Source organism: Flavobacterium sp. 316, assembly GCF_000967805.1.
Classification (GTDB): domain Bacteria; phylum Bacteroidota; class Bacteroidia; order Flavobacteriales; family Flavobacteriaceae; genus Flavobacterium; species Flavobacterium sediminilitoris.
The window spans coordinates 35,892-57,224 of sequence record NZ_JYGZ01000002.1 but is presented as its reverse complement, the minus strand read 5'-3'; the positions used below and the strand labels follow the sequence as shown (position 1 = coordinate 57,224).

At 29.8% G+C, this 21,333-nt stretch carries 20 protein-coding genes; 5 read left to right on the top strand and 15 right to left on the bottom strand.

The window, feature by feature from the left end:
- Position 1: 1 nt before the first annotated feature.
- The 12 genes from ftsA to mraZ all read right to left on the bottom strand — a co-directional run bounded on the left by ftsA (position 2) and on the right by mraZ (position 13,633).
- On the bottom strand, positions 2–1,360 hold the full coding sequence (gene ftsA / locus SY27_RS03925) for a cell division protein FtsA (protein ID WP_045967527.1): 1,359 nt from the start codon (positions 1,358–1,360) through the stop codon (positions 2–4).
- A 7-nt stretch (positions 1,361–1,367) separates the two neighbouring features.
- Positions 1,368–2,093, bottom strand: a complete 726-nt coding sequence (locus SY27_RS03920) for a cell division protein FtsQ/DivIB (RefSeq protein WP_045967526.1) — start codon at positions 2,091–2,093, stop codon at positions 1,368–1,370.
- The gene (gene murC, locus SY27_RS03915; protein WP_045967525.1) at positions 2,080–3,429 is read right to left on the bottom strand and encodes a UDP-N-acetylmuramate--L-alanine ligase; all 1,350 of its coding nucleotides are present in this window, start codon (positions 3,427–3,429) and stop codon (positions 2,080–2,082) included. Before murC ends, SY27_RS03920 begins: the two co-directional genes overlap by 14 nt.
- 46 nt (positions 3,430–3,475) lie before the next feature.
- Positions 3,476–4,573 (bottom strand): undecaprenyldiphospho-muramoylpentapeptide beta-N-acetylglucosaminyltransferase, encoded by a 1,098-nt coding sequence (murG, locus tag SY27_RS03910; protein WP_045967524.1) that lies wholly within the window; start codon positions 4,571–4,573, stop codon positions 3,476–3,478.
- A gap of 2 nt (positions 4,574–4,575) precedes the next feature.
- Complete coding sequence (locus SY27_RS03905; RefSeq protein ID WP_045967523.1) at positions 4,576–5,853, bottom strand: FtsW/RodA/SpoVE family cell cycle protein; 1,278 nt, start codon at positions 5,851–5,853, stop codon at positions 4,576–4,578.
- Between the two features lie 5 nt (positions 5,854–5,858).
- Entirely contained in the window at positions 5,859–7,190 is a 1,332-nt protein-coding gene (gene murD, locus SY27_RS03900) for a UDP-N-acetylmuramoyl-L-alanine--D-glutamate ligase (protein ID WP_045967522.1), read from the bottom strand.
- Positions 7,191–7,192: 2 nt separating this feature from the next.
- Entirely contained in the window at positions 7,193–8,410 is a 1,218-nt protein-coding gene (gene mraY, locus SY27_RS03895) for a phospho-N-acetylmuramoyl-pentapeptide-transferase (RefSeq protein WP_045967521.1), read from the bottom strand.
- Positions 8,411–8,484: 74 nt separating this feature from the next.
- Positions 8,485–9,948: a UDP-N-acetylmuramoyl-L-alanyl-D-glutamate--2,6-diaminopimelate ligase gene (locus SY27_RS03890; RefSeq protein WP_045967520.1), complete on the bottom strand. Its 1,464-nt coding sequence runs from the start codon at positions 9,946–9,948 to the stop codon at positions 8,485–8,487.
- Positions 9,945–11,927, bottom strand: a complete 1,983-nt coding sequence (locus SY27_RS03885) for a penicillin-binding protein (protein ID WP_045967519.1) — start codon at positions 11,925–11,927, stop codon at positions 9,945–9,947. The genes SY27_RS03890 and SY27_RS03885 overlap by 4 nt, the downstream gene beginning before the upstream one ends.
- Positions 11,918–12,277, bottom strand: coding sequence for an FtsL-like putative cell division protein (locus SY27_RS03880; RefSeq protein WP_045967518.1), 360 nt, complete (start codon positions 12,275–12,277; stop codon positions 11,918–11,920). The genes SY27_RS03885 and SY27_RS03880 overlap by 10 nt, the downstream gene beginning before the upstream one ends.
- 2 nt (positions 12,278–12,279) lie before the next feature.
- The gene (rsmH, locus tag SY27_RS03875) at positions 12,280–13,176 is read right to left on the bottom strand and encodes a 16S rRNA (cytosine(1402)-N(4))-methyltransferase RsmH (protein ID WP_045968246.1); all 897 of its coding nucleotides are present in this window, start codon (positions 13,174–13,176) and stop codon (positions 12,280–12,282) included.
- Positions 13,163–13,633, bottom strand: a complete 471-nt coding sequence (gene mraZ, locus SY27_RS03870; RefSeq protein ID WP_082084300.1) for a division/cell wall cluster transcriptional repressor MraZ — start codon at positions 13,631–13,633, stop codon at positions 13,163–13,165. Before mraZ ends, rsmH begins: the two co-directional genes overlap by 14 nt.
- Before the next feature lie 339 nt (positions 13,634–13,972).
- On the opposite strand from mraZ, the gene SY27_RS03865 reads away from it, so the two are divergent.
- The 3 genes from SY27_RS03865 to SY27_RS03855 are packed head-to-tail and all read left to right on the top strand — an operon-like array spanning position 13,973 to position 16,384.
- Positions 13,973–14,728: an alpha/beta fold hydrolase gene (locus SY27_RS03865; RefSeq protein ID WP_045967517.1), complete on the top strand. Its 756-nt coding sequence runs from the start codon at positions 13,973–13,975 to the stop codon at positions 14,726–14,728.
- A gap of 36 nt (positions 14,729–14,764) precedes the next feature.
- Positions 14,765–15,379 carry a ribosome biogenesis GTP-binding protein YihA/YsxC gene (gene yihA / locus SY27_RS03860; RefSeq protein WP_045967516.1) on the top strand — a complete coding sequence of 205 codons (615 nt, stop codon included), beginning with the start codon at positions 14,765–14,767 and terminating at the stop codon, positions 15,377–15,379.
- A 60-nt stretch (positions 15,380–15,439) separates the two neighbouring features.
- Positions 15,440–16,384, top strand: a complete 945-nt coding sequence (locus tag SY27_RS03855; RefSeq protein WP_152640697.1) for a DUF3829 domain-containing protein — start codon at positions 15,440–15,442, stop codon at positions 16,382–16,384.
- Positions 16,385–16,415: 31 nt separating this feature from the next.
- On the opposite strand, the gene gldC is transcribed toward SY27_RS03855, so the two are convergent.
- Positions 16,416–16,745 carry a gliding motility protein GldC gene (gene gldC / locus SY27_RS03850; RefSeq protein WP_045967514.1) on the bottom strand — a complete coding sequence of 110 codons (330 nt, stop codon included), beginning with the start codon at positions 16,743–16,745 and terminating at the stop codon, positions 16,416–16,418.
- The gene (gldB, locus tag SY27_RS03845; RefSeq protein WP_045967513.1) at positions 16,745–17,701 is read right to left on the bottom strand and encodes a gliding motility lipoprotein GldB; all 957 of its coding nucleotides are present in this window, start codon (positions 17,699–17,701) and stop codon (positions 16,745–16,747) included. The genes gldC and gldB overlap by 1 nt, the downstream gene beginning before the upstream one ends.
- 102 nt (positions 17,702–17,803) lie before the next feature.
- Here gldB and nadE point away from each other — a divergent pair, with 102 nt between their 5' ends.
- Together nadE and SY27_RS03835 are read left to right on the top strand one after the other, a co-directional pair.
- Complete coding sequence (gene nadE, locus SY27_RS03840) at positions 17,804–18,616, top strand: NAD(+) synthase (protein WP_045967512.1); 813 nt, start codon at positions 17,804–17,806, stop codon at positions 18,614–18,616.
- Positions 18,617–18,707: 91 nt separating this feature from the next.
- Positions 18,708–19,337, top strand: a complete 630-nt coding sequence (locus tag SY27_RS03835) for a response regulator transcription factor (protein WP_045967511.1) — start codon at positions 18,708–18,710, stop codon at positions 19,335–19,337.
- Here the strand turns inward: SY27_RS03835 and dnaG are convergent.
- On the bottom strand, positions 19,334–21,310 hold the full coding sequence (gene dnaG, locus SY27_RS03830; RefSeq protein ID WP_045967510.1) for a DNA primase: 1,977 nt from the start codon (positions 21,308–21,310) through the stop codon (positions 19,334–19,336). The two genes, SY27_RS03835 and dnaG, sit on opposite strands and share 4 nt — an antisense overlap.
- Positions 21,311–21,333 lie beyond the last annotated feature (23 nt).

Here is a 21,333-nt window from a genome sequence, read left to right as displayed (position 1 = left end):
TTTATTCTGCGTTATCTAAAAACTCTTTAATCTTATCTATATACTTATCAAAAAATGACTTTTTGATTCTGTTTTCAGTAGATTCCGACTTAGGTTCTTCAATAACTTTCTCTTCTTCTACTTTTCCTTCTTCCACAGGTGTTTGAACTGGAACAGCTTCTTCTTTTTTCATTTCTACTAAAGGTATTGCACTTTTAGTATTATTACGAATACTGTTCATTACTAATCCTACTGCTGTTGCATATAACGGACTAGACAGTTCTTCGTTAGAATTTCCTGCTAAATGTTCGTTTGGATATCCTATTCTAGTATCCATTCCTGTAATATATTCCACTAATTGTTTAATATGTTGTAACTGAGCGCCACCTCCTGTTAAAACGATACCTGCAATTAGTTTCTTTTTAGGGTCTTCATGACCGTATAATTTTACTTCTGCATATACTTGCTCTATAATTTCCACTACACGTGCGTGGATAATCTTTGACAAGTTTTTCAATGATATTTCTTTTGGTTCTCTTCCTCTTAATCCTGGAATTGAAACAATTTCATTGTCTTTATTTTCTCCTGGCCATGCTGAACCAAAACGTACTTTTAATAGTTCTGCTTGTTTCTCAATGATAGAACAGCCTTCTTTTATATCTTCCGTGATTACATTTCCTCCAAACGGAATTACTGCTGTATGACGAATAATTCCATCTTTAAAAATGGCTAAATCTGTTGTTCCGCCACCTATATCTATCAATGCAACCCCTGCTTCTTTTTCTTCCTGACTTAAAACGGCATCAGCAGAAGCTAATGGTTCTAAGGTTAAACCTGATAATTCTAATCCTGAACTTTTTATACAACGACCAAGATTACGAATTGAAGCTGCTTGTCCTACAACTACATGGAAACTCGATTCTAATCGGCCTCCATACATTCCTATTGGTTCTTTTATTTCTGCTTGACCATCTACTTTAAATTCTTGTGGTAAAACATGAATAATTTCTTCACCAGGTAACATCGCTAATTTATGCACTTGTCCTATTAAGGCATCTATGTCTTCATCATCTATAACTTCATCAGCATTCGGACGACTTATATAATCACTATGTTGAATACTACGTATATGTTGACCTGCAATACCTACAACAACATCATTTATTTTGTATCCTGAATCACTTTCTGCTTCTAGAATAGCTTGTTGTATAGATTGAATTGTTTGTGTAATATTGTTCACAACACCTCTATGAACACCAAGACTTTTAGATTTTCCTACTCCTAAGATTTCTAATTTTCCGTATTCATTTTTTTTTCCTATCATTACTACGATTTTCGTAGTTCCGATATCTAATCCTACTGCAATATTATCTTTGTTCATAATTCTCCTATTTCTTACAAACTACTTGTTCTGTAAACATTACATTTACTTCTTTATAATACTTAATTAATGTATCTTTCACAGCATGATGAAAAAAGGCTTTATAATTCTTTAGCTTTTTTTCAATATAAACTGGTTTTCCAAAAACTATTTTATAGTTATAATTTCTACTTGTTAAAATGACATTACCCGAAGGTAAAATTTGAACCCCTGTTATTTCCTTTTTTAAAAAACTGTCCTTATAAATTTCATTAAACAGCATAACATAGCTATCCTTATCTTTATCATCAAAAGTTCCTATAACTAATGGAACTCTTGCAGAAAAGTTTTCAGACAAAGGCATTTTAACTCCTTTACTATCAAGGTAACACATGGTATTACCTGATACATATCGTACAATTGGGGACTTTTGTTTTATATGTGCATTTAGAGAACCATCTATAGTTGAAAAAACTTCAGATTTTTCAATCATTTCATGACCATTAAGAGCAGCTTCTAATACCTGCAAATCTACTCCATCTTTTTTAATTGCTAAAGCACCTCCCCATTTTTGTATTAAAAAGTTATTAACCATTTCGTGAGTTATGAACAAATTTTCTTGTCCGTCTTCAAATGAAATATTTACGCTTTTTATTACTCTATTTTGATTTCGTTTTGATGAAAAAGAATATAAAAATATCATCAAAAGTACAATCAATACTAAGCGTATATGTTGCCAATTAAATCTTTTCATATAATACTTTTTTTATATTTTTAACCATTTCTCCAATGTCTCCTGCACCTATTGTTATATATACATCTGCATTTGAATTTTCAAAAGTTCTTAACACTTCTTCCTTTTCAATTAATTTCTTTTTAGGATTATTAATCTTACTTAATAACCAATTTGATGTTACTCCTTCTATAGGTAATTCTCTTGCAGGATATATGTCTAATAACACAATCTCATCAAACTTTGATAAACTTTCTGCAAAACCATCAATAAAATCTTTTGTTCTTGAAAATAAATGCGGCTGAAATAGCGCCATTATTTTTTTATTTGGATACAATTCTCTTACTGCTTGATGGACTGCATTTATCTCTGTAGGATGGTGTGCGTAATCATCAATATAAACTATCTTTTCTTCTCTAATTTGAAATGAAAAACGTCTTCTAACACCTTTAAATGTAGCTAACGCTTCTTTTATTTTATTATTATCTAGTCCATAACTTTTTGCCATTGAAAATGCGATTAATGCATTTGATAAATTGTGATGTCCTGGCAAACTAAATTTTACATTTTCTATTATTTCTTGATTTGTATTAATATCAAAAACATAGAATCCGTTTTCTATCCTAATATTTTGAGCTTCATAATTTGCTTCTTCATTAATTCCAATAGTTTTTCCTTTTAAAGGCAATCCTTTTGCAATAAACAGGTTATTCGTTGTCACTTTATTAGAAAATTCTATAAATGAGGCTTCAATTGCGGATGCATCTCCATAAATATCAAGATGATCTGCGTCCATTGAAGTGATACAAGCTAAATTAGGATGTAGATGTAAAAATGAGCGATCAAATTCATCTGCTTCTACAACAGTTACTGTTTTTCCGCTTCCAATTAAATTTGAATTATAATTTTCAACTATTCCTCCTAAAAAGGCTGTTACATCAACTCCACTTTGATATAATATATGACCTAAAATACTTGATGTTGTCGTTTTTCCATGTGTTCCAGCAACTGCAAAACAGAATGTATCTTTAGTAATTATACCTAATACTTCTGCTCTTTTTTTAACATTGAAACCATTTGAAGTGAAATAATTCCATTCACTATGGTTTTTTGGAACTGCTGGTGTTATAATTATTAATGTATTTTCTTTGTTTAAATATTCCTGTTCAATTAAATCAATTGAATCTTCAAAATGAATTGATATTCCTAATTCTTGAAGTTCATCTGTTAATTGTGTTTTTGTTTTATCATACCCTGCAACATTCTTGCCAATATTCATAAAATAGCGCGCTAAAGCACTCATTCCGATTCCTCCGATTCCTATAAAATAAACGTTATGGATTTGGTTTAGATTCATTCTACTTGACAATTACTTATTTATTAACTAGTTATGTTTTTTTTATTTATTCTTTAATGAGTTTTTCAATTTCATTCACAATTTCTTTTGTTGCATTTGGCAATGCTAGTTTGTGTATTTTTTTACTCAACTTAGCTTGTTTTTCATCGTTTGAAATTAAATCTGCAAAAACCTTTTTAAAATTTTCATCTAAATCTGTTTCTTTTAGCATTATTGCTCCTTTTTTATTTAAAACAGCTTGAGCATTTTTTGTTTGATGATCTTCAGAAACGTTTGGAGAAGGAATGAAAACAGTTGGTTTTCCCACAATACATAGCTCTGAAACTGATGAAGCTCCTGAACGTGATATTATAACATCAGCAGCCGCATAAGCAAGATCCATTTTATCTATAAATGCTAATACATGTACATTTCCTTTTTTATTAAAATGATTGTATTCGTCAAAATATAGTTTCCCGCATTGCCATACTATTTGAACTCCTAGTTCCAATAAGAAATCAATCTCAGTTGCAATTAACTGATTTATTCTTCTTGCTCCAAGACTTCCTCCAAGTACTAAAAGTGTTCTTTTTGTACTATCAAGTCCGAAATAAGTAAGTCCTTCAATTCTTTTATCATCAATATCTAATAAATCTTGGCGCACAGGGTTTCCTGTTACAATCATTTTATCTTTTGGAAAAAAAGTATCTAAACCTTCATAAGCCACACAAATAGCGTTTGCCTTTTTGGCTAATAATTTATTTGTAATTCCTGGATATGAATTTTGTTCTTGAATAAGTGTAGGTATTCCTAAAATAGTTGCTACTTTTAAAACCGCTCCACTTGCAAAACCTCCTGTACCAATAACTACATTTGGTTTGAATTTTTTTATAATAATAAATGATTTCCATAAACTTGAAATTAGTTTAAACGGAAACATTAAATTTTGTATTGTTATTTTTCTTTGAATACCTGAAATCCAAAGTCCTTTTATATTATAGCCTGCTTGAGGCACTTTTTGCATTTCCATTTTATCTTTAGCTCCTACAAACAAAAATTCTGCATCAGGAAAACGAGTTTTTAACTCATTTGCAATTGCAATTGCAGGATAGATATGTCCTCCTGTTCCTCCACCGCTAATTATAAATTTGACTTTTTTTTCCATTTTTACTGATTTAAAACAGGTTCTAAAGGATTATTACTCTCTTCTTCTACTTCTTCATTTAAATCATTCAATTCTATTTCTCTATCTATTATTTGTTGTAACGCTCTCTCTCTTTTCTTTTTTTCTTCTTCATCCAATGCTACTTCTTCTTCTTTTTTAGTCACACTCAATATTACTCCAATAGCCACACACGTCATCCAAATAGAAGTTCCTCCACTACTAATTAGAGGTAATGTTTGCCCAGTAACTGGTAATAATTCAACAGCAACAGCCATATTAACTAAGGCTTGAAAAATAATAGGAAAACCTAATCCAATGATAAGTAGCTTTCCGAATAAACTAGAAGCCTTTTGAGCATTTATTATAAACCTAAAAAACAATAATAAATACAAAAAGATAATTCCTGTTGCACCAATCACTCCATACTCTTCAACAATTATTGCAAAAATAAAATCGGAAGAGGATTGAGGTAAGAAATTTTTCTGAACACTTTTACCTGGTCCTAAGCCATAAATACCTCCTGAAGCAATTGCGATTTTAGCTTTTTCAATTTGGTAATCATCATCTGTAGGTTTATTATCAACAAAACGTTCTATTCTATTTCCCCAAGTATTTACTCTACTAAACAATTTGTTATCTGGAAATGCTTTTGCAAATAACAGAAACAATAGCAATGAAGCAATCCCCATTCCAATTACAACTCCTAAGTATTTCAAAGGATAATGCCCTATAAAAATAAGCATACACACCATTGAAAAGATTAAAGCTGTAGTAGAAAAATTAGTTGGTAAAATCAGTACTAAAACACTAAAAACAGGAACCCAGAGTTCCAATAATGAATCTTTTAATGAATATTCTTTATCACTTACTTTTGCAAGATATCTTGCTACATAAACCATTAAGACTGTAAAGGCAAGTGTTGATGTTTGAAAACTAACTCCTACGAATGGTATTTGCACCCATCTACTCGCATTTGCACCTCCAATAACAGTACCTTGAAACAAGGTGTATATCAATAATATAATAACTAATGGAATTCCAAAAATGGATAATGCTCTAAAATAATGATACGGAACTTTATGAATGAAGTATATAATTGCAAAGCCAAGAAACAAATGTCCTAAATGTTTTACTAAATACCCTAAAGTTGAGCCTTTACCTATTACATATACAAGGTTAGTACTAGCGCTATAAACAGGTAAAAAAGAGATTAGAGCTAATAGAAAAACTATCGCCCATATTACTTTATCTCCTCTTAATCTAGCTACTAAACTTGTCATTTTTATTATAGATTATATACTGCTTGTTTAAATTGTCTTCCTCTATCTTCATAGTTTTCAAATAGATCAAAACTTGCACAACATGGTGATAACAACACTGAATCTCCTTTTTCAGCCATGCGTTGCGCTATTTTAACTGCTTCTTCCATAGATGTTGTTTCCACCATTGTATCAACTACACTACTAAATGTGCTAAACAATTTAGAATTATCAACTCCTAAGCAAACGATTCCTTTTACTTTTTCTCTTACTAACGACATTAATTCGTCATAATCATTTCCTTTGTCTACACCTCCTACAATCCAAATTGTAGGTGTTTTCATACTGTCTAATGCAAAAAATGTTGCATTTACATTTGTTGCTTTAGAATCATTTATATATTGAACGTTTTGAATTTTCAAAGTTTTCTCTAAACGATGTTCTGCTCCTTGAAAATTACTTAAGCTTTCTCTAATTGTTTGCTTTCTAATTTTCATTAATTGAGCTACAGCTGTTGCTGCCATTGCATTTTTAAGGTTATGCTTTCCTTCTAAAGCTAATTCATTTATTGGCATAGTAAATTTTTCGTTATTAATGTTGCTATTTAAGTTGTTTTCATTTAAAAATCCTCCTCTTTCTAATTCTTTCTCTATTGAAAAGGATATAATTTGTGCGTTTGTTTTATTATTTTGAAGCCATCTTTGAATTTCAATATCATCGTTATCTACTATCAAAAAATCATCTTCTGTTTGGTTTTTTATTATTCTAAATTTTGATTCTATATACAAATTGTAATCATAATTATATCTATCTAGGTGATCTGGACTTAGGTTTGTTATGATAGCAATATGTGGTTTGTAATTTATAATCCCATCTAATTGAAAGCTACTAAGTTCTAACACATACACATCATATTTATCTTCTGCTACTTGCCATGCAAAACTTTTTCCTATATTTCCAGCTAATCCTACATTTAAGCCTCCTTGTTTTAGTAAGTGATAAACTAACATTGTTGTTGTTGTTTTTCCATTACTTCCTGTTATTCCTATTGTTGTTGCTGTTGTAAACTGAGAAGCAAATTCTATTTCTGAAATAACTGGAATCTTTAGTTCCAATAGTTTCTTTACAATAGGTGCTTTTTCAGGAATTCCAGGACTTTTCATGACTACATCAGCATTTAAAATCAAAGATTCTGTGTGCTTTTCATCTTCCCAAGCAATTTTATTAATCGTAAGAACTTCTTTATAATTTTCTTTTATTTTTCCAAAATCAGACACAAAAACATCATAGCCTTTCTTTTTTCCAAGTATAGCTGTTCCTATTCCGCTTTCTCCTCCTCCAAGTATGACTAGTCTCATATTTATCTTAGTTTTAATGAAACCAAAGAAAAAATAGCTAATAAGATTGCAACAATCCAAAAACGTGTTACAATTTTACTTTCATGATATCCTTTCTTTTGATAATGGTGATGTAATGGTGACATTAAGAAAATACGTTTTCCTTCTCCATATTTTTTCTTTGTGTATTTAAAGTAACTTACTTGTAGCATCACGGATAAATTTTCAGCTAAGAAAACACCGCATAGAATAGGAATCATCAATTCTTTTCGGATTGCAATAGCAATTACAGCAATAATACCTCCTATCGTTAAACTACCTGTATCTCCCATAAAAACAGATGCTGGATAAGTATTATACCAAAGAAATCCAACTAATGCTCCTACAAAAGAGGCTATATATATTGTCATTTCTCCAGAATTTGGTATATACATTATATTGAGATAATCTGAAAAAATTACATTTCCCGATACGAACGCAAAGAGTCCTAATGTTAATACCGATATTGCTGACGTTCCTGCTGCCAAGCCATCTATCCCATCTGTTAAATTTGCTCCATTTGAGACTGCTGTAATAATAAATATAACAACTGGAATAAAGATTAACCAAGCCCAATCTTCATATCCATCACCCATGAATGACAACACTTTAGCATAATCAAATTCGTTATTCTTTAGAAATGGAATTGTTGTTGATGTTGATTTTTCTTGAAGAAAAGTAGTATCTATATTTTCTGTTTTTATTCGTTCTCCAATAGTATCTTTTCTTACTGTTACGTTTGGATGAAGGTATAAAACAGATCCTACAATTAAACCTAAGCCTACTTGACCTATTACTTTAAAAATTCCTTTTAATCCTTGTTTATCTTTTTTAAATATTTTTATATAATCGTCAATAAATCCTATAGTTCCCATCCATAAGGTTGTCATAATTAAAAGGGCAACATAAATATTATCTAATTTCGCTAATAAGAAAACAGGAATTAAAGTTGCCATAATAATAATGATTCCTCCCATTGTAGGTGTACCTGCTTTCTCGCTTTGTCCTTCTAAACCTAACTCCCTTACCGTTTCTCCAACTTGTTGTTTCCTTAAGAAATTGATTATTTTTTTTCCATATATTGTAGCTATTAATAGTGATAAAATAAATGCAAATGCAGAACGAAAGGTTATGTATTGAAACACTCCTGCACCTGGAAAATCAAATGTTTTATCTAAATATTTAAAAATGTAATATAGCATACTTTCCTATTTAAATTCAAAATCCAAATCTTTATTATAATTATTTTAGCGATTCGATTTTGTTTGTTTATTATTTATTTGTTCAATTTTTCTAATAGCTCTACAACTGTTTTTAAATCATCAAAATCATGACGAACACCATTAATTTCTTGATATGTTTCGTGTCCTTTTCCTGCAATTAATATAATGTCGTTAGAGTTTGCTAATTGACAAGCTGTTTTAATTGCTTGTTTTCGATCTACAATTGAAACCGTTTTTTTAAAATTTTGTGGTTCTACTCCTTTTTCCATTTCTTCAATAATCGATTCTGGGTTTTCAGTTCTTGGATTATCTGAAGTAAAAATTACTTTTGTGCTTAGCTCAGAGGCAATTTGTGCCATTATCGGTCTTTTCGTTTTGTCTCTATCTCCTCCGCAACCTACAACTGTGATTAACTGCTCGTTTTTTGTACGAATATCATCTATTGTTTTCAATACATTTTCTAATGCATCTGGTGTGTGAGCATAATCTACAATAGCTGTGATTTTTTGCTCGGAAACGATATATTGAAAACGTCCTGAAACACTTTCTAATGCAGAGATTAATCGTAATGCTTCTTGTTCTTCAAGTCCTAATTCTATTGCTGTTGCAAATATTGCTAATAAGTTATACGCATTAAAAGACCCTATTAGTTTTGTCCATACTTCATGATTATTTATTTTTAATAATAATCCTGTGAATTGATTTTCTAGTATTTGTGCTTTATAGTCAGCATATGATTTTAAAGCGTATGTTATTTTTTTAGCTTTGGTATTTTGGAACATAATTGCTCCATTTTTATCATCTACATTTGAAATAGCAAAAGCTGTTTTTGGTAGATTATCAAAGAAAACTTTTTTAACATCTCTATATTCTGCAAATGTTTTATGGTAATCTAAATGATCATGAGATAGATTTGTAAAAACACCACCTTGAAACTGTAATCCTTCTGTTCTTTTTTGATGAATACCATGTGAACTCACTTCCATAAAACAAAATTCACAACCTATTTCAACCATTTCGTTTAAATAATAATTAATCATTAACGAATCTGGAGTTGTATGTGTTGCTTTATATTCTATTTCATTAACCATTATTTTCACAGTTGAAAGTAACCCTACTTTATATCCTGCATTTTTAAATAATTGAAATAATAAAGAAGCTATTGTGGTTTTTCCGTTTGTTCCTGTAATTCCTACTAATTTTAATTTTGCAGAAGGGTTTTCGAAATAATTTGCTGCTATAAATGCTAAAGCTTCATTTGAACTGACTACTTTAATATAAGTAACACCATTAACTATCACTTTAGGAAAATCTTCACAAATTATAGCTGTTGCTCCTTGACTTAATGCCTTTTCTATATAATCATGTCCGTCTGAAAGTGTTCCTTTTATTGCCACAAAAACATCGTTCAACTCTATTTTTCTAGAGTCGAATTCTATTTTATTAACTGCAATATCTGTTGTTCCTTTTACAGCTTCTATTCTTACTTTATATAATATGTCTTTTAAGATCTTCATGATAACTCTAGTGTTATTATTTGATTCTTTTTTATTTTTTCTCCTGCTTTAACGGATTGATTCTTTACTTTACCAATACCAATTACATTTACTTTTGCTCCCAATGTTTCTAATAATGCTACAGCATCCATTCCATTCATTCCTTTTACATTTGGCACAGAAGAAGTATTAGATTGTACTTGTTTATAATAAGCGTTATAGCTTTTTTCTGTTATATTTATTTTTCCATCAAAATCTTTTATATGATTTGTTGGAGGAGAATCTGTATAAATTTTTTGTGCAATTCTTTTAAAAACAGGTCCTGCTACGTCAACACCATAATAACCCGCAGAAACATTTGGCTTATGAACAACTACAATACAAGAATATTTTGGATTTGTAGCTGGAAAATATCCTGCAAAAGATGATGAATAAAATAATTTTGATTTATCTCGATAATTTACTTGCGCTGTTCCTGTTTTTCCTGCCATTGAAAAATCTTTAGAATATAGTTTTGCACCTGTTCCTCTTTTTACTACGTTTTCCAAAATAGCCCTTACTTGCGATAAAGCCTCATCTGATGCTATTTTTGGATTTATTATTTCAGTGTCATATTTTATTATTGTTTTATTCCACTCTTTAATTTCTTTTACAAAAAGTGGTTTTACCATTACACCGTTATTTGCTACTGCATTATACAATGTTAAAGTTTGTAAAGGCGTCATAGCTAAGTTATATCCAAATGCCATCCAAGGTAATGTTGTTCCAGACCAACTTTTAGTTCCTGGTTGTGGAATTATAGGCTTTCCTTCACCTATAAGTTGTAAGCCTAGTGGTTTATTTAATCCATAACTATTAATTCTATCCACAAATTGTTTTGGATTGTCTTTATATGCATCATAAACAGCCTGAACAACTACTGTATTTGAAGAAACTTCAAACCCTCTTGCTAATGAGATTTTTCCATAACCTCCTTTTTTAGAATCTCTTACTTTCTTTTTATAGAATTCAATTACTCCTCCACGCGTGTCATAAACCTTACTTGTATCTACTTTTTTATCATCAAGCAAAGCTATTAAGTCCATTATTTTGAAAGTAGATCCTGGTTCTTGTGTTTCAGCAACAGCGTAATTTTGTGTCTCATAATATGAGCCATCTTTTGCTCTTCCTAAATTTGAAATTGCTTTTATTTCACCTGTTACTGTTTCCATTACCACTACACATCCGTGGTCTGCTTCATAATACTCTAATTGTTTTAACAATGCATGATGAGCAATATCTTGAATGTAAACGTCTATTGTTGAAATAATATCATAACCATCTTGAGGTTCTAATTCATTATTATCATTTATTGGTTTCCACTGACTTTTTGCAATTTTCTGCATCATTCTATGTCCGTTTTCACCATTTATATATTGTCTGAATGCAAATTCTAATCCTTTTCCATCACTATTTGAACGTTCATAACCAATTGTCCGTTGTGCAATAAGACCTATAGGATGTTCTCTCACTGTTTTTTGCTCTACAATAATTCCTCCTTTATATGCTCCTTTATTAAATAGCGGAAAACTTTTTATACGCATATAATCTGTATAACTTAATTTTCTTGCTATTAAATAATATCTGTTTTTATTAGCTCTAGCTTTTTGCAATTCTGCTTGGTAATGTCCTGTACTTTTCCCAAACATAATAGATAAAGAATCACTTAATGCTTTTATATTTTCATTAAAGTTTTCCTTTGTAGGTGATAATGCATCGAATCGGATAGTATATTCTGGAATTGAAGTCGCTAATAAACTTCCATCTGATGAATATACATTTCCTTTATTTGCAGGAATTGTGAAGTTTTTAACGGTTCTTTCTTTTGCTAATTTTCTATAATAATCTCCTTCAACCCATAGAATATTATTGAGTTTTATTATAATAAAAACAGCCATCACAAACATTGTGAAAGCTACTAAGTACATACGGTAGTTACTATTTTTCTCTTTTACTGCCATATTTTTAGTTTATCTATAAAACTTTTATCTTCTTCTTTTTTAGTTTTTACAATAATCTTTGTAGGTGGAACATTAGATGGAAAAATATCTCTTTGTTCCATTTTTTTTGCGACAGTAGATTCCATCTTCAATTTCATCAATTCCGAACGTCTATCTACAAATTCCGAACGAAGCTCTTTTACTTTATTTGTTAGCTCTGTGATTCTATAATTTTTAGCATCATATCTATGATTATTTGCAATCATTATCATCGCTAAAAAAATTAGAAAAACAATAAATTTCCAGTTCTTTAAGGCATCATCACTTACAAGAAATTTTGCTTTTAATAAACTGTATATACTATTTTTCATTCTCATTTTTTCTCTGCTACTCTTAGTTTTGCACTTCTTGCTCTATTATTTACTGCTATTTCTTCTGCTGTTGGGATAATTAGTTTTTCAATACTTTTAAATGGCACTTCAAAATTCCCAAAGAAGTCACGTTCTGGCTCTCCTTCAAACATTCCGTTTTTCATAAATCTTTTTACCAATCTATCTTCTAAAGAATGATATGAAATAACGCTTAATCTTCCTCCTGTTTCTAGTATTTCTAATGATTGTTCTAAAAATTCTTTTAAAACTTCCATTTCTTGATTTACCTCTATTCTAATAGCCTGATATATTTGTGCTAATATTTTATTACTCTTGTGTCCTGGTAAAAAACGAGCCAAAACTTGCTTTAAATGTTCAGAATCTTTTATTTGTTTATCCTTACGAGCCATAACAATTACATTAGCCATAGCTCCTCCATTTTTAAGTTCTCCATAATCTAAAAAAACTCGTTTCAAATCTTGTTCATCATATTCATTTACTACATGAAAAGCACTTATATCTCCTTTTTGGTTCATCCTCATATCTAATTCAGCATCAAATCGAGTAGAAAATCCTCTTTCTGCAACATCAAATTGATGAGACGAAACACCTAAATCTGCTAAAATTCCATCTACTTTTTTTATTCCATGAAAACGAAGAAATCTTTTTATGTTTCTAAAATTTTCGTTTATCAATAAGAAACGATCATCTTTTAAAGCATTATTCAAAGCATCTTCATCTTGATCAAAAGCAATCAATCTTCCTTCTTCTCCTAAACGAGACATAATTTCTTTAGAATGTCCACCGCCACCAAACGTAACATCTACATAAATGCCATTTGGTTTAATATTTAAACCATCCACTGTTTCCTTTAACAAAACCGGATTATGATATTCCATCTCCATCATCAATTAAATTACCCATTACTTCTTCAGCTAAATCAGCAAAATCGTCTGCTGCATTTTCAATTGTATTTTCATACAAATCTTTATCCCAAATTTCAACAATATTTACTGCTGAAGACAACACTATATCTTTGTCAATTTTTGCAAAAACAACTAAATCTTTTGGAATCAACACTCTTCCTGTTGCATCAATTTCTATCATTTTAACGCCAGCAGTAAATCGACGAATAAAATCATTATTCTTTTTTACAAATCGATTTAACTTGTTGATTTTCTGCATCATTTTATTCCATTCATCCATTGGATACAATTCTAAACAAGGTTGAAAAACAGAACGTTTTAACACAAAACCATCTTCCAAAGAACCTAATTGTTTCTTTAGAGAAGCTGGAAGCATTAACCTTCCTTTTGCATCTACTTTACATTCATATGTTCCAATTATTGTACTCAATTTACTCTTATAGGATTAAATTCTATACAAATTTAGAAATTTTTTACCACTTTATACCACTTACTACCACTTTGTTAATAAGTTTTTCCACTTTAACAAGTAACTTTTTTGCACATTTTTCGCTTTTATTACTAAAATTAATAGCTGGCAAATATTTTATAAAACAAATTCAAACAGTTGAAAATTCTTTTTTTAATAAGAAAATGCTGAAAATTAATCATTTAGAATCATTTTAAGTCCAAAAAACGCTCTTTAGAAATAGTTTTTTCAATTCCTTTTTATTCCTGTATAAAATGTTATATTTGTGAAAATTTCAGAAATAAATTTGAAGTTAATTTTATGCTAAAGAAAGAAAAGAAATACACCTATTTTGAATCTGGAGAAGGTACCCCAATAATAGTATTACATGGTTTAATGGGTGGCTTAAGCAACTTTGATGCTGTTGCTACTTTTTTTCCTGAAAAAGGGTACAAAGTTGTTATTCCTGAGCTACCATTATACACTCAAAATATACTGAAAACCAATGTGAAGGCTTTTTCTAAATTTGTAAAAGATTTTATTATCCATAAAGGATTTGATAAAGTAATTTTATTAGGAAACTCACTAGGTGGTCATATTGCTTTATATCATGCAAAAATGTATCCTGAATTAATGAAAGGGTTAGTTATCACAGGAAGCTCTGGTTTATACGAAAGCGGAATGGGCGAAAGCTATCCTAAACGTGGTGATTATGAATACATTAAAAAGAAAAGTGAAGATGTTTTTTACAATCCAGAAATAGCTACAAAAGAAATTGTAGATGAAGTTTTTGCGACTGTAAATGACCGAATTAAATTACTTAAAACGCTAACTATTGCAAAAAGCGCAATAAGGCATAATATGGGTAATGATTTACCTAAAATGAAAATACCTACTTGTATAATTTGGGGAAAAAATGACAAAGTAACACCTCCCGAGGTTGCTGAAGAATTTGACAAATTACTCCCTAATTCTGAACTATTTTGGATTGATAAATGTGGTCATGCTGCTATGATGGAACATCCAGATGAGTTCAATAGATTATTATATCATTGGTTAGTTAAAAATAACATATAATAATTCCCCTATTTGGGGAATTTCAGTTTAAACAAAATGAAAATAACAAGCGCTGAGTTCATAATTAGTAATTCTGATGTAAGTAAATGTCCTAACGAACCTTTACCAGAATATGCATTTATTGGCAGATCGAATGTAGGGAAATCTTCTCTTATCAACATGCTAACCAATCATAAAAACTTAGCCAAAACATCAGGAAAACCTGGAAAAACACAATTAATCAATCACTTTAAAATTAATTTAAATTGGTTTTTAGTCGATTTACCAGGATATGGATATGCGAGAGTTTCTAAAAAAACAAAAGAGGTTTTTCAACAATTTATTACTGATTATTTTGAAAAAAGACAACAACTAGTTTGTGCTTTTGTACTAATTGACATTCGCTTAGAAGCTCAAAAAATAGATTTAGAGTTTATTAATTATTTAGGAGAAACAGAAGTTCCATTTTGTATTATTTTCACAAAAGCTGACAAAATAGGCAAAGTAAAAGCTCAACAAAATGTAGCCGCTTATAAAAAGAAAGTCATGGCGAACGGTTGGGAAGAAATGCCTCAACATTTTATAACTTCGTCATCAGAAGGAATTGGAAGAGATGAATTATTAGCTTTTATAGACCAAATTAATTCCGAATTCAAAAAAGAGCCTTTTTAATTCTGTTTTATTTTTTAATAGTATATTTACTACGTCAAACAAAATAACAATTTATATACTATGAAAAAAATCATCCTAAGTGCTTTGCTATTTAGCACGCTATTGGCATGTAAAAACGATTCTACCTCTCCAAGCGGAAACCTGTTTGAAACTACGAATGAAGCAGATACAAACGAAAGTGCTAATAAAGTAATTAGCTATTACAATGCTTTTATTGAGTACGATTCTAGCACTTCTAAAAAGATCGATAATCTTTTAAATAATGACTACAGCAAGTTTGAAAAAATGGTTACAACCAAACAAAAATCGAACACCATATTAACTTGGATTGCGTTCACTGGCTTAAAAACATCAACAACTGTAGGATATGGAACAAACCAAGTGGATCTTATGAAACCCGAATTTTATTTAGATGATGCTCTTGCTGCTAAAATAAAACCCTTAATCTTAGAAATGTCTGAATCGTTTACAGCAACAAAAAACACTTACGAAGAGTTTAAAAAATATTTCGTTAATGAAGACTACAAAGACGACAATTGGGAAAAAGGAAGCCAATTTTTAAGTGATATAGACAAAAACACTGTAGCCTTTTATAAAAACAGAGATGAATTTCTTAAAATAATTGATGACAATGTTTCAAGTGCTGAAGAAAAGATTTTAGAAAATCATCCTATAAAAGATGCCATTTTACATACTAAAAAAACCTTAAAAATAGTAGACGAAATGATAGTTCAAGTAGCCGAAGAGACAACACCAATAGAGGTAATAGAAAAAGCATATTCTACATTAGAAGAAAGAGTAAAAACGAGCAAAGAAATAAATCAAGAGAAGTTAAAAGAACAAAACAAACTAGATTCTTTTACCGATTTCTACGATGAAATCGAAACGATGCTTGGAAGCATTAGAAAAGCAAAAAGAGATGGAGCCATATCTGACAATGATTATCGAGACATTAATTACAAATACAGTAATGTAATTTCAAATTATAATCGATTTGTTAAATAAATAAAAAGGGAGAATTTTAAATTCTCCCTTTTTATTTAAGCTCCATTTTTTCTGCGAAATAATCGCAAAAATCTTTCATTGTAGCTGACATTTTCTCATCGTTTGTTGCTCGCTGAAATGTATCTGACATTGCCACAAGCGTTTGATGAAAAAACAATTTCATTTCATCAACAGGCATATCTTTTGTCCAAAGATCTATTCGTAATGTTTCTTGTGCTTTTGAATCCCATAAAGAAACCATCATTGCCTTTGCTTCTTCATGATCCACACCACCGTCTTGCGCTGTCCAAGTTAATTTTTCAGGAACTCTATTTTCATCTAATTCTACTAAGAATTTAATTTCAGATGTACTATTTGTCATTATTTACTAGGTTTATATTTAGAATTTTCAAAAATTGTTTTAGCATCTGTTACTAATAATTCGCTTAACGAAATATCATTATTTTCCATATAACTACGAACAATTTGCCAACCAATCCATTGTCCTACTCTACCTGGAGATTCCGCATCAATATCCTGATAAAATTTAGAAAACGGAGCTTCGTTTATAAATCTAAATTCATTTTTAACATTTGAATCATACAGTAATTTATTATCTATAAAATAACTCCATATTTGATATTCATTTTCTTTACACCAAGCTAATTGTTGTTCTGTATATGCTATTTTATTAGCTTCAGAAACATTTGGTATTAATTTATCTTTCATATACAATTCCTTACCATGATATATAATTAATGACAAGAAATTTCTATCCTTTGGACTTGCTATTTTTCCATAACAAAAACTAGAAACTAAATCAGGTAATATTTGATTTTCTTCAAAAGTAATTCTTTGATAATCTGGAAAATCTGAATAAAAAGGATGATCTTTCCCTAAATAACAATCTAATGAAATTAAAGCAATTGAATCTGCATAAATTGCTTTTGCTTCTCTATCCACTTCACTTATTAATGTAATTACCCTAGGTGTATTGTATTTTGGAAAATAATATTGTACTCGTTTAAAAAAATCACTTAATTCATCTTCTAGCTTATTTGTTTCAGAATATTTATTAATTACTTCTCCATACAATTTTTGAAGTAATGGATCAGATAGCTTATTTGTCCAAACAGTATCATGATTTCCACTAGGAAACAAAAAAGGATATTGATTTTTTATTGACTCTAAATCACTTGGCTTTGACTCATAAAACAGTTTATCAAAACGCTCTATGTTGAATTTTACTGGAATTTCAGCTACTTTTTCTTCCGTTTTATCTTCTTCTTTACAAGAGAATAATAGAATGAAAAATGAAAAAATGAAAAACTTCTTCATATAAGGTATTTTTTATAATTTTATAAAAATTTAAGGAATCTGAAATTCCTGAAAAATGAAAACGCAAATATACAGTATACGTTACTAAATTTTCTTAAAAAAATGACAAATTCAAATAGTTTCAATGCAGAAAAAATCAATCAACATATTGTAAAATGGTTACTCGATTACGCAACCAATGCAAAAGTGAAAGGTTTTGTTGTAGGAATATCTGGAGGAATTGATAGTGCATTAACATCTACACTATGTGCTCAAACTGGTTTACCAACACTTTGTGTAGAAATGCCAATTCATCAGGCTGAAAGCCATGTAAATAGAGCAAATGAGCATATTAATCAATTAAAAAGTCGCTTTTCAAACGTTACTAATGAGCGTGCTGATTTGACTCCTGTTTTTGAAACTTTTAAACATCAAGTTACTTCTTCCGAAAACGAAGCTGTTTTAAACTTATCTTTAGCCAATGTAAGAGCACGATTAAGAATGACTACATTATATTATTTTGCTGGAATTCATGGTTTATTGGTTACTGGAACAGGTAATAAAATCGAAGATTTTGGTGTTGGTTTTTTTACCAAATATGGTGATGGTGGTGTTGATTTAAGTCCAATTGCTGATTTAATGAAAAGCGAAGTTAGATTGTTAGCAAAATATTTACACGTTCCTGAAAGCATTCTAAAAGCAAAACCTACAGATGGATTGTTTGGCGATGACAGAAGCGATGAGGATCAAATAGGTGCTAATTATGAAGAATTAGAATGGGCAATGTTAGAATCTGAAAAAGGGAAGACAGAAGATGATTTTTCTGGCAGACAAGCTACTGTTTTTAGCATCTACACTCGACTAAACACTATTAACCAACATAAAATGATTCCTATTCCAGTATGTATAATTCCCAAAATTTTAAAGCAGATTTAAATATATTATTAAATTAATTAACAAGTATTTACTTTTTTTTCACTAACTTTGATAATAAATCAGTTTTTTTGTTAAATTTAACACTAAAGGTATGATAAAAATTTGTGTTGCTGATAACCATCCTGTTGTAATACAAGGAATTAAATCTTATTTCAGCGCTAATGCTGCTATAGAAATTGTTGCGACTGCGACTAAACTAGATGACCTCACTACTATTTTACAGTCCAAAACCGTTGATGTAATTTTATTAGATATTGAACTAGATGGAATATCAAGTATAAGGGATATTAAAAATCTTTTAAAAGATTTTTCTGAATCCAAAATTATTCTTTTCACTTCTGTTTCTGAAAAGATGTACGCGCCAACAGCTATTAAGGCTGGAGTTTCTGCTTATATTTTAAAATCTAATCCTTTAAAAGATTTAGAAAATGCTATCTATAAAGTAAATCAGGGTATTGTCATTTTTAGTGACGCTGTAAAAAGAAGTATTGATCTTTTAAATAAAGGAAAGAAGACAGATCGTCTTTATAAGAAATTATCAACAAGAGAAGTAGAAGTACTTCGTTATTTAAATGATGGTAAAAAGAATAAAGAAATTGCGGAAATTTTAGACTTAGATGAAAAAACGATTAGTACATATAAACTTCGTTTATTAGCGAAATTAAATGTTACTAATTTAGTTGACTTATTAAGTAAGGCTAAAAGTTTAGATATTATTTAAGAGTATCGACTCATTACTCTACCCAATTTTTTAGAAAACATATTGGTAAGACCAAGATAGTCCATTACCATAGATAATGTTTCCGAATTGTCATCTCTGTTTTGAGTTGACATTTCTGTTTTTAGTTCTTCTATAATTTTATTTACCCAATACCATCTTAATGTTAGTATTGTTTCGGTGACATATTGTGCTATTGTTTTGTCTTTTTGTTTCACAATTATCTGTTGTGATTCCCAATTATGCAGAACTTCTCTTTCTTCATTCATTAAAATGGAAGTAACCTCTTGTGCAATTTCATTATCTAATTGCATGATGTATTTTTCCATCTCAAAACTCTCATTTTGATGGTAATAGTTAATTAGATTAGTATAAATAGCTTGAAATATAGGGTTTGCTAATTCTATTTCGTCTTCTTGCAAGCTCAAATAAATTCGTTGATATACTTTGTAAGGATTTGTTTCTTTTACTTCAATAAAATCTCCTTCTTCATTTGTTTTTATCATTACATCTTCAAAATCTTCTATTGAATCTCCGTAGAGTAATAACATTTCAATTATTTTTCTTTCAAGTTCATTTTGAATGTCAATTTTAGCATTTGAAGCTGCATTTTCATTTTTGTGAACCTGAAATGCTTTTTGTTCTTCCTTGAATTTTTTATTTGTTTCTGTTAATTCCTTTTTATCTAATTGAGCTAAAGTATTAAATAAGACTTCTTCAGAAATATCCATAATTCTTGAACATTCTTGCAAGTAAACTTCCCTCTTAATTCTATCTGGAATTTTTGAGATACTTATTACCATATCTCTAATTAAGTCGGCTTTTTTAATTGGATCGTTTTTAGCTTCTTTCATTAACAATGAAGCTTTAAACTGAATAAAATCTTTAGCATTTTCTTCTAAGAATAACACTAATTTATCGTAAGGTGTTTTCTTTGCAAAACTATCTGGATCTTCTCCATCTGGGAAAGCACAAACTCTCACATTTACACCTGCTTCTAATATTAAATCTATTCCTCTAATTGAAGCCCTTAATCCTGCTGCATCTCCATCAAAAAGAACAGTAATATTTTTTGTTAAACGACTTATTAATCGTATTTGATCTGGCGTTAAAGCTGTTCCAGAAGAAGCTACTACGTTTTCAATTCCTGCTTGGTTAAATTGAATTACATCTGTGTATCCTTCAACTAAATAACAATTATCTTGTTTGGCAATTGCTTGTTTTGCATGATAAATTCCATAAAGCACTTTGCTTTTATGATAAATTTCACTTTCTGGTGAATTAACATATTTCGCTGCTTTTTTATCATTAGTTAAAATTCGTCCTCCAAATCCTAAAACACGACCACTCATGCTTTGAATAGGAAACATTACTCTGCCTTTAAAGCGATCAAATTGTTTATCTTCTTTTACAATAGTTAATCCTGTTTTTTCAAGGAATTCTAATTTATATCCTTTCCCTAAAGCTTCTTTTGTAAAAGCATCCCAAGAGTTTGGTGAATATCCTAAACTAAATTTTTTAATAGTTTCTAATGTAAACCCTCTCTCTTTAAAGTATGTTAATCCTATTGCTTTTCCTTCATCCGTTTCTAATAGTGTATGATTAAGAAATTTATTTGCAAATTCGGAAACCAAATACATACTTTCTTTTTCATTAGCCACAGCCAAATCTTCATTAGTTTGAACTGTTTCTTCAACTTCAATGTTATATTTTTTTGCTAAAAATTTTATAGCTTCAGGATATGTAAAATGTTCGTGTTCCATTAAAAATGTTACTACATTTCCTCCTTTTCCTGATGAAAAATCTTTCCAAATTTGTTTTACTGGAGAAACCATAAATGAGGGTGACTTTTCATCTACAAATGGGCTTAATCCTTTAAGATTACTTCCTGAGCGTTTTAATTGTACAAAATCACCTATAACCTCCTCTACACGAGCTGTTTCAAATACATTTTCTATGGTAGATTTTGATATCAAAGTTTTTTATTTAGTGGTCAAAG

Coding starts and splice junctions, on each gene's coding strand:
- ftsA (WP_045967527.1), bottom strand. CDS start 1,360: ATGAACAAAGATAATATTGCAGTAGGATTAGATATCGGAACTACGAAA.
- SY27_RS03920 (WP_045967526.1), bottom strand. CDS start 2,093: ATGAAAAGATTTAATTGGCAACATATACGCTTAGTATTGATTGTACTT.
- murC (WP_045967525.1), bottom strand. CDS start 3,429: ATGAATCTAAACCAAATCCATAACGTTTATTTTATAGGAATCGGAGGA.
- murG (WP_045967524.1), bottom strand. CDS start 4,573: ATGGAAAAAAAAGTCAAATTTATAATTAGCGGTGGAGGAACAGGAGGA.
- SY27_RS03905 (WP_045967523.1), bottom strand. CDS start 5,853: ATGACAAGTTTAGTAGCTAGATTAAGAGGAGATAAAGTAATATGGGCG.
- murD (WP_045967522.1), bottom strand. CDS start 7,190: ATGAGACTAGTCATACTTGGAGGAGGAGAAAGCGGAATAGGAACAGCT.
- mraY (WP_045967521.1), bottom strand. CDS start 8,410: ATGCTATATTACATTTTTAAATATTTAGATAAAACATTTGATTTTCCA.
- SY27_RS03890 (WP_045967520.1), bottom strand. CDS start 9,948: ATGAAGATCTTAAAAGACATATTATATAAAGTAAGAATAGAAGCTGTA.
- SY27_RS03885 (WP_045967519.1), bottom strand. CDS start 11,927: ATGGCAGTAAAAGAGAAAAATAGTAACTACCGTATGTACTTAGTAGCT.
- SY27_RS03880 (WP_045967518.1), bottom strand. CDS start 12,277: ATGAAAAATAGTATATACAGTTTATTAAAAGCAAAATTTCTTGTAAGT.
- rsmH (WP_045968246.1), bottom strand. CDS start 13,176: ATGGAATATCATAATCCGGTTTTGTTAAAGGAAACAGTGGATGGTTTA.
- SY27_RS03865 (WP_045967517.1), top strand. CDS start 13,973: ATGCTAAAGAAAGAAAAGAAATACACCTATTTTGAATCTGGAGAAGGT.
- yihA (WP_045967516.1), top strand. CDS start 14,765: ATGAAAATAACAAGCGCTGAGTTCATAATTAGTAATTCTGATGTAAGT.
- SY27_RS03855 (WP_152640697.1), top strand. CDS start 15,440: ATGAAAAAAATCATCCTAAGTGCTTTGCTATTTAGCACGCTATTGGCA.
- gldC (WP_045967514.1), bottom strand. CDS start 16,745: ATGACAAATAGTACATCTGAAATTAAATTCTTAGTAGAATTAGATGAA.
- gldB (WP_045967513.1), bottom strand. CDS start 17,701: ATGAAGAAGTTTTTCATTTTTTCATTTTTCATTCTATTATTCTCTTGT.
- nadE (WP_045967512.1), top strand. CDS start 17,804: ATGACAAATTCAAATAGTTTCAATGCAGAAAAAATCAATCAACATATT.
- SY27_RS03835 (WP_045967511.1), top strand. CDS start 18,708: ATGATAAAAATTTGTGTTGCTGATAACCATCCTGTTGTAATACAAGGA.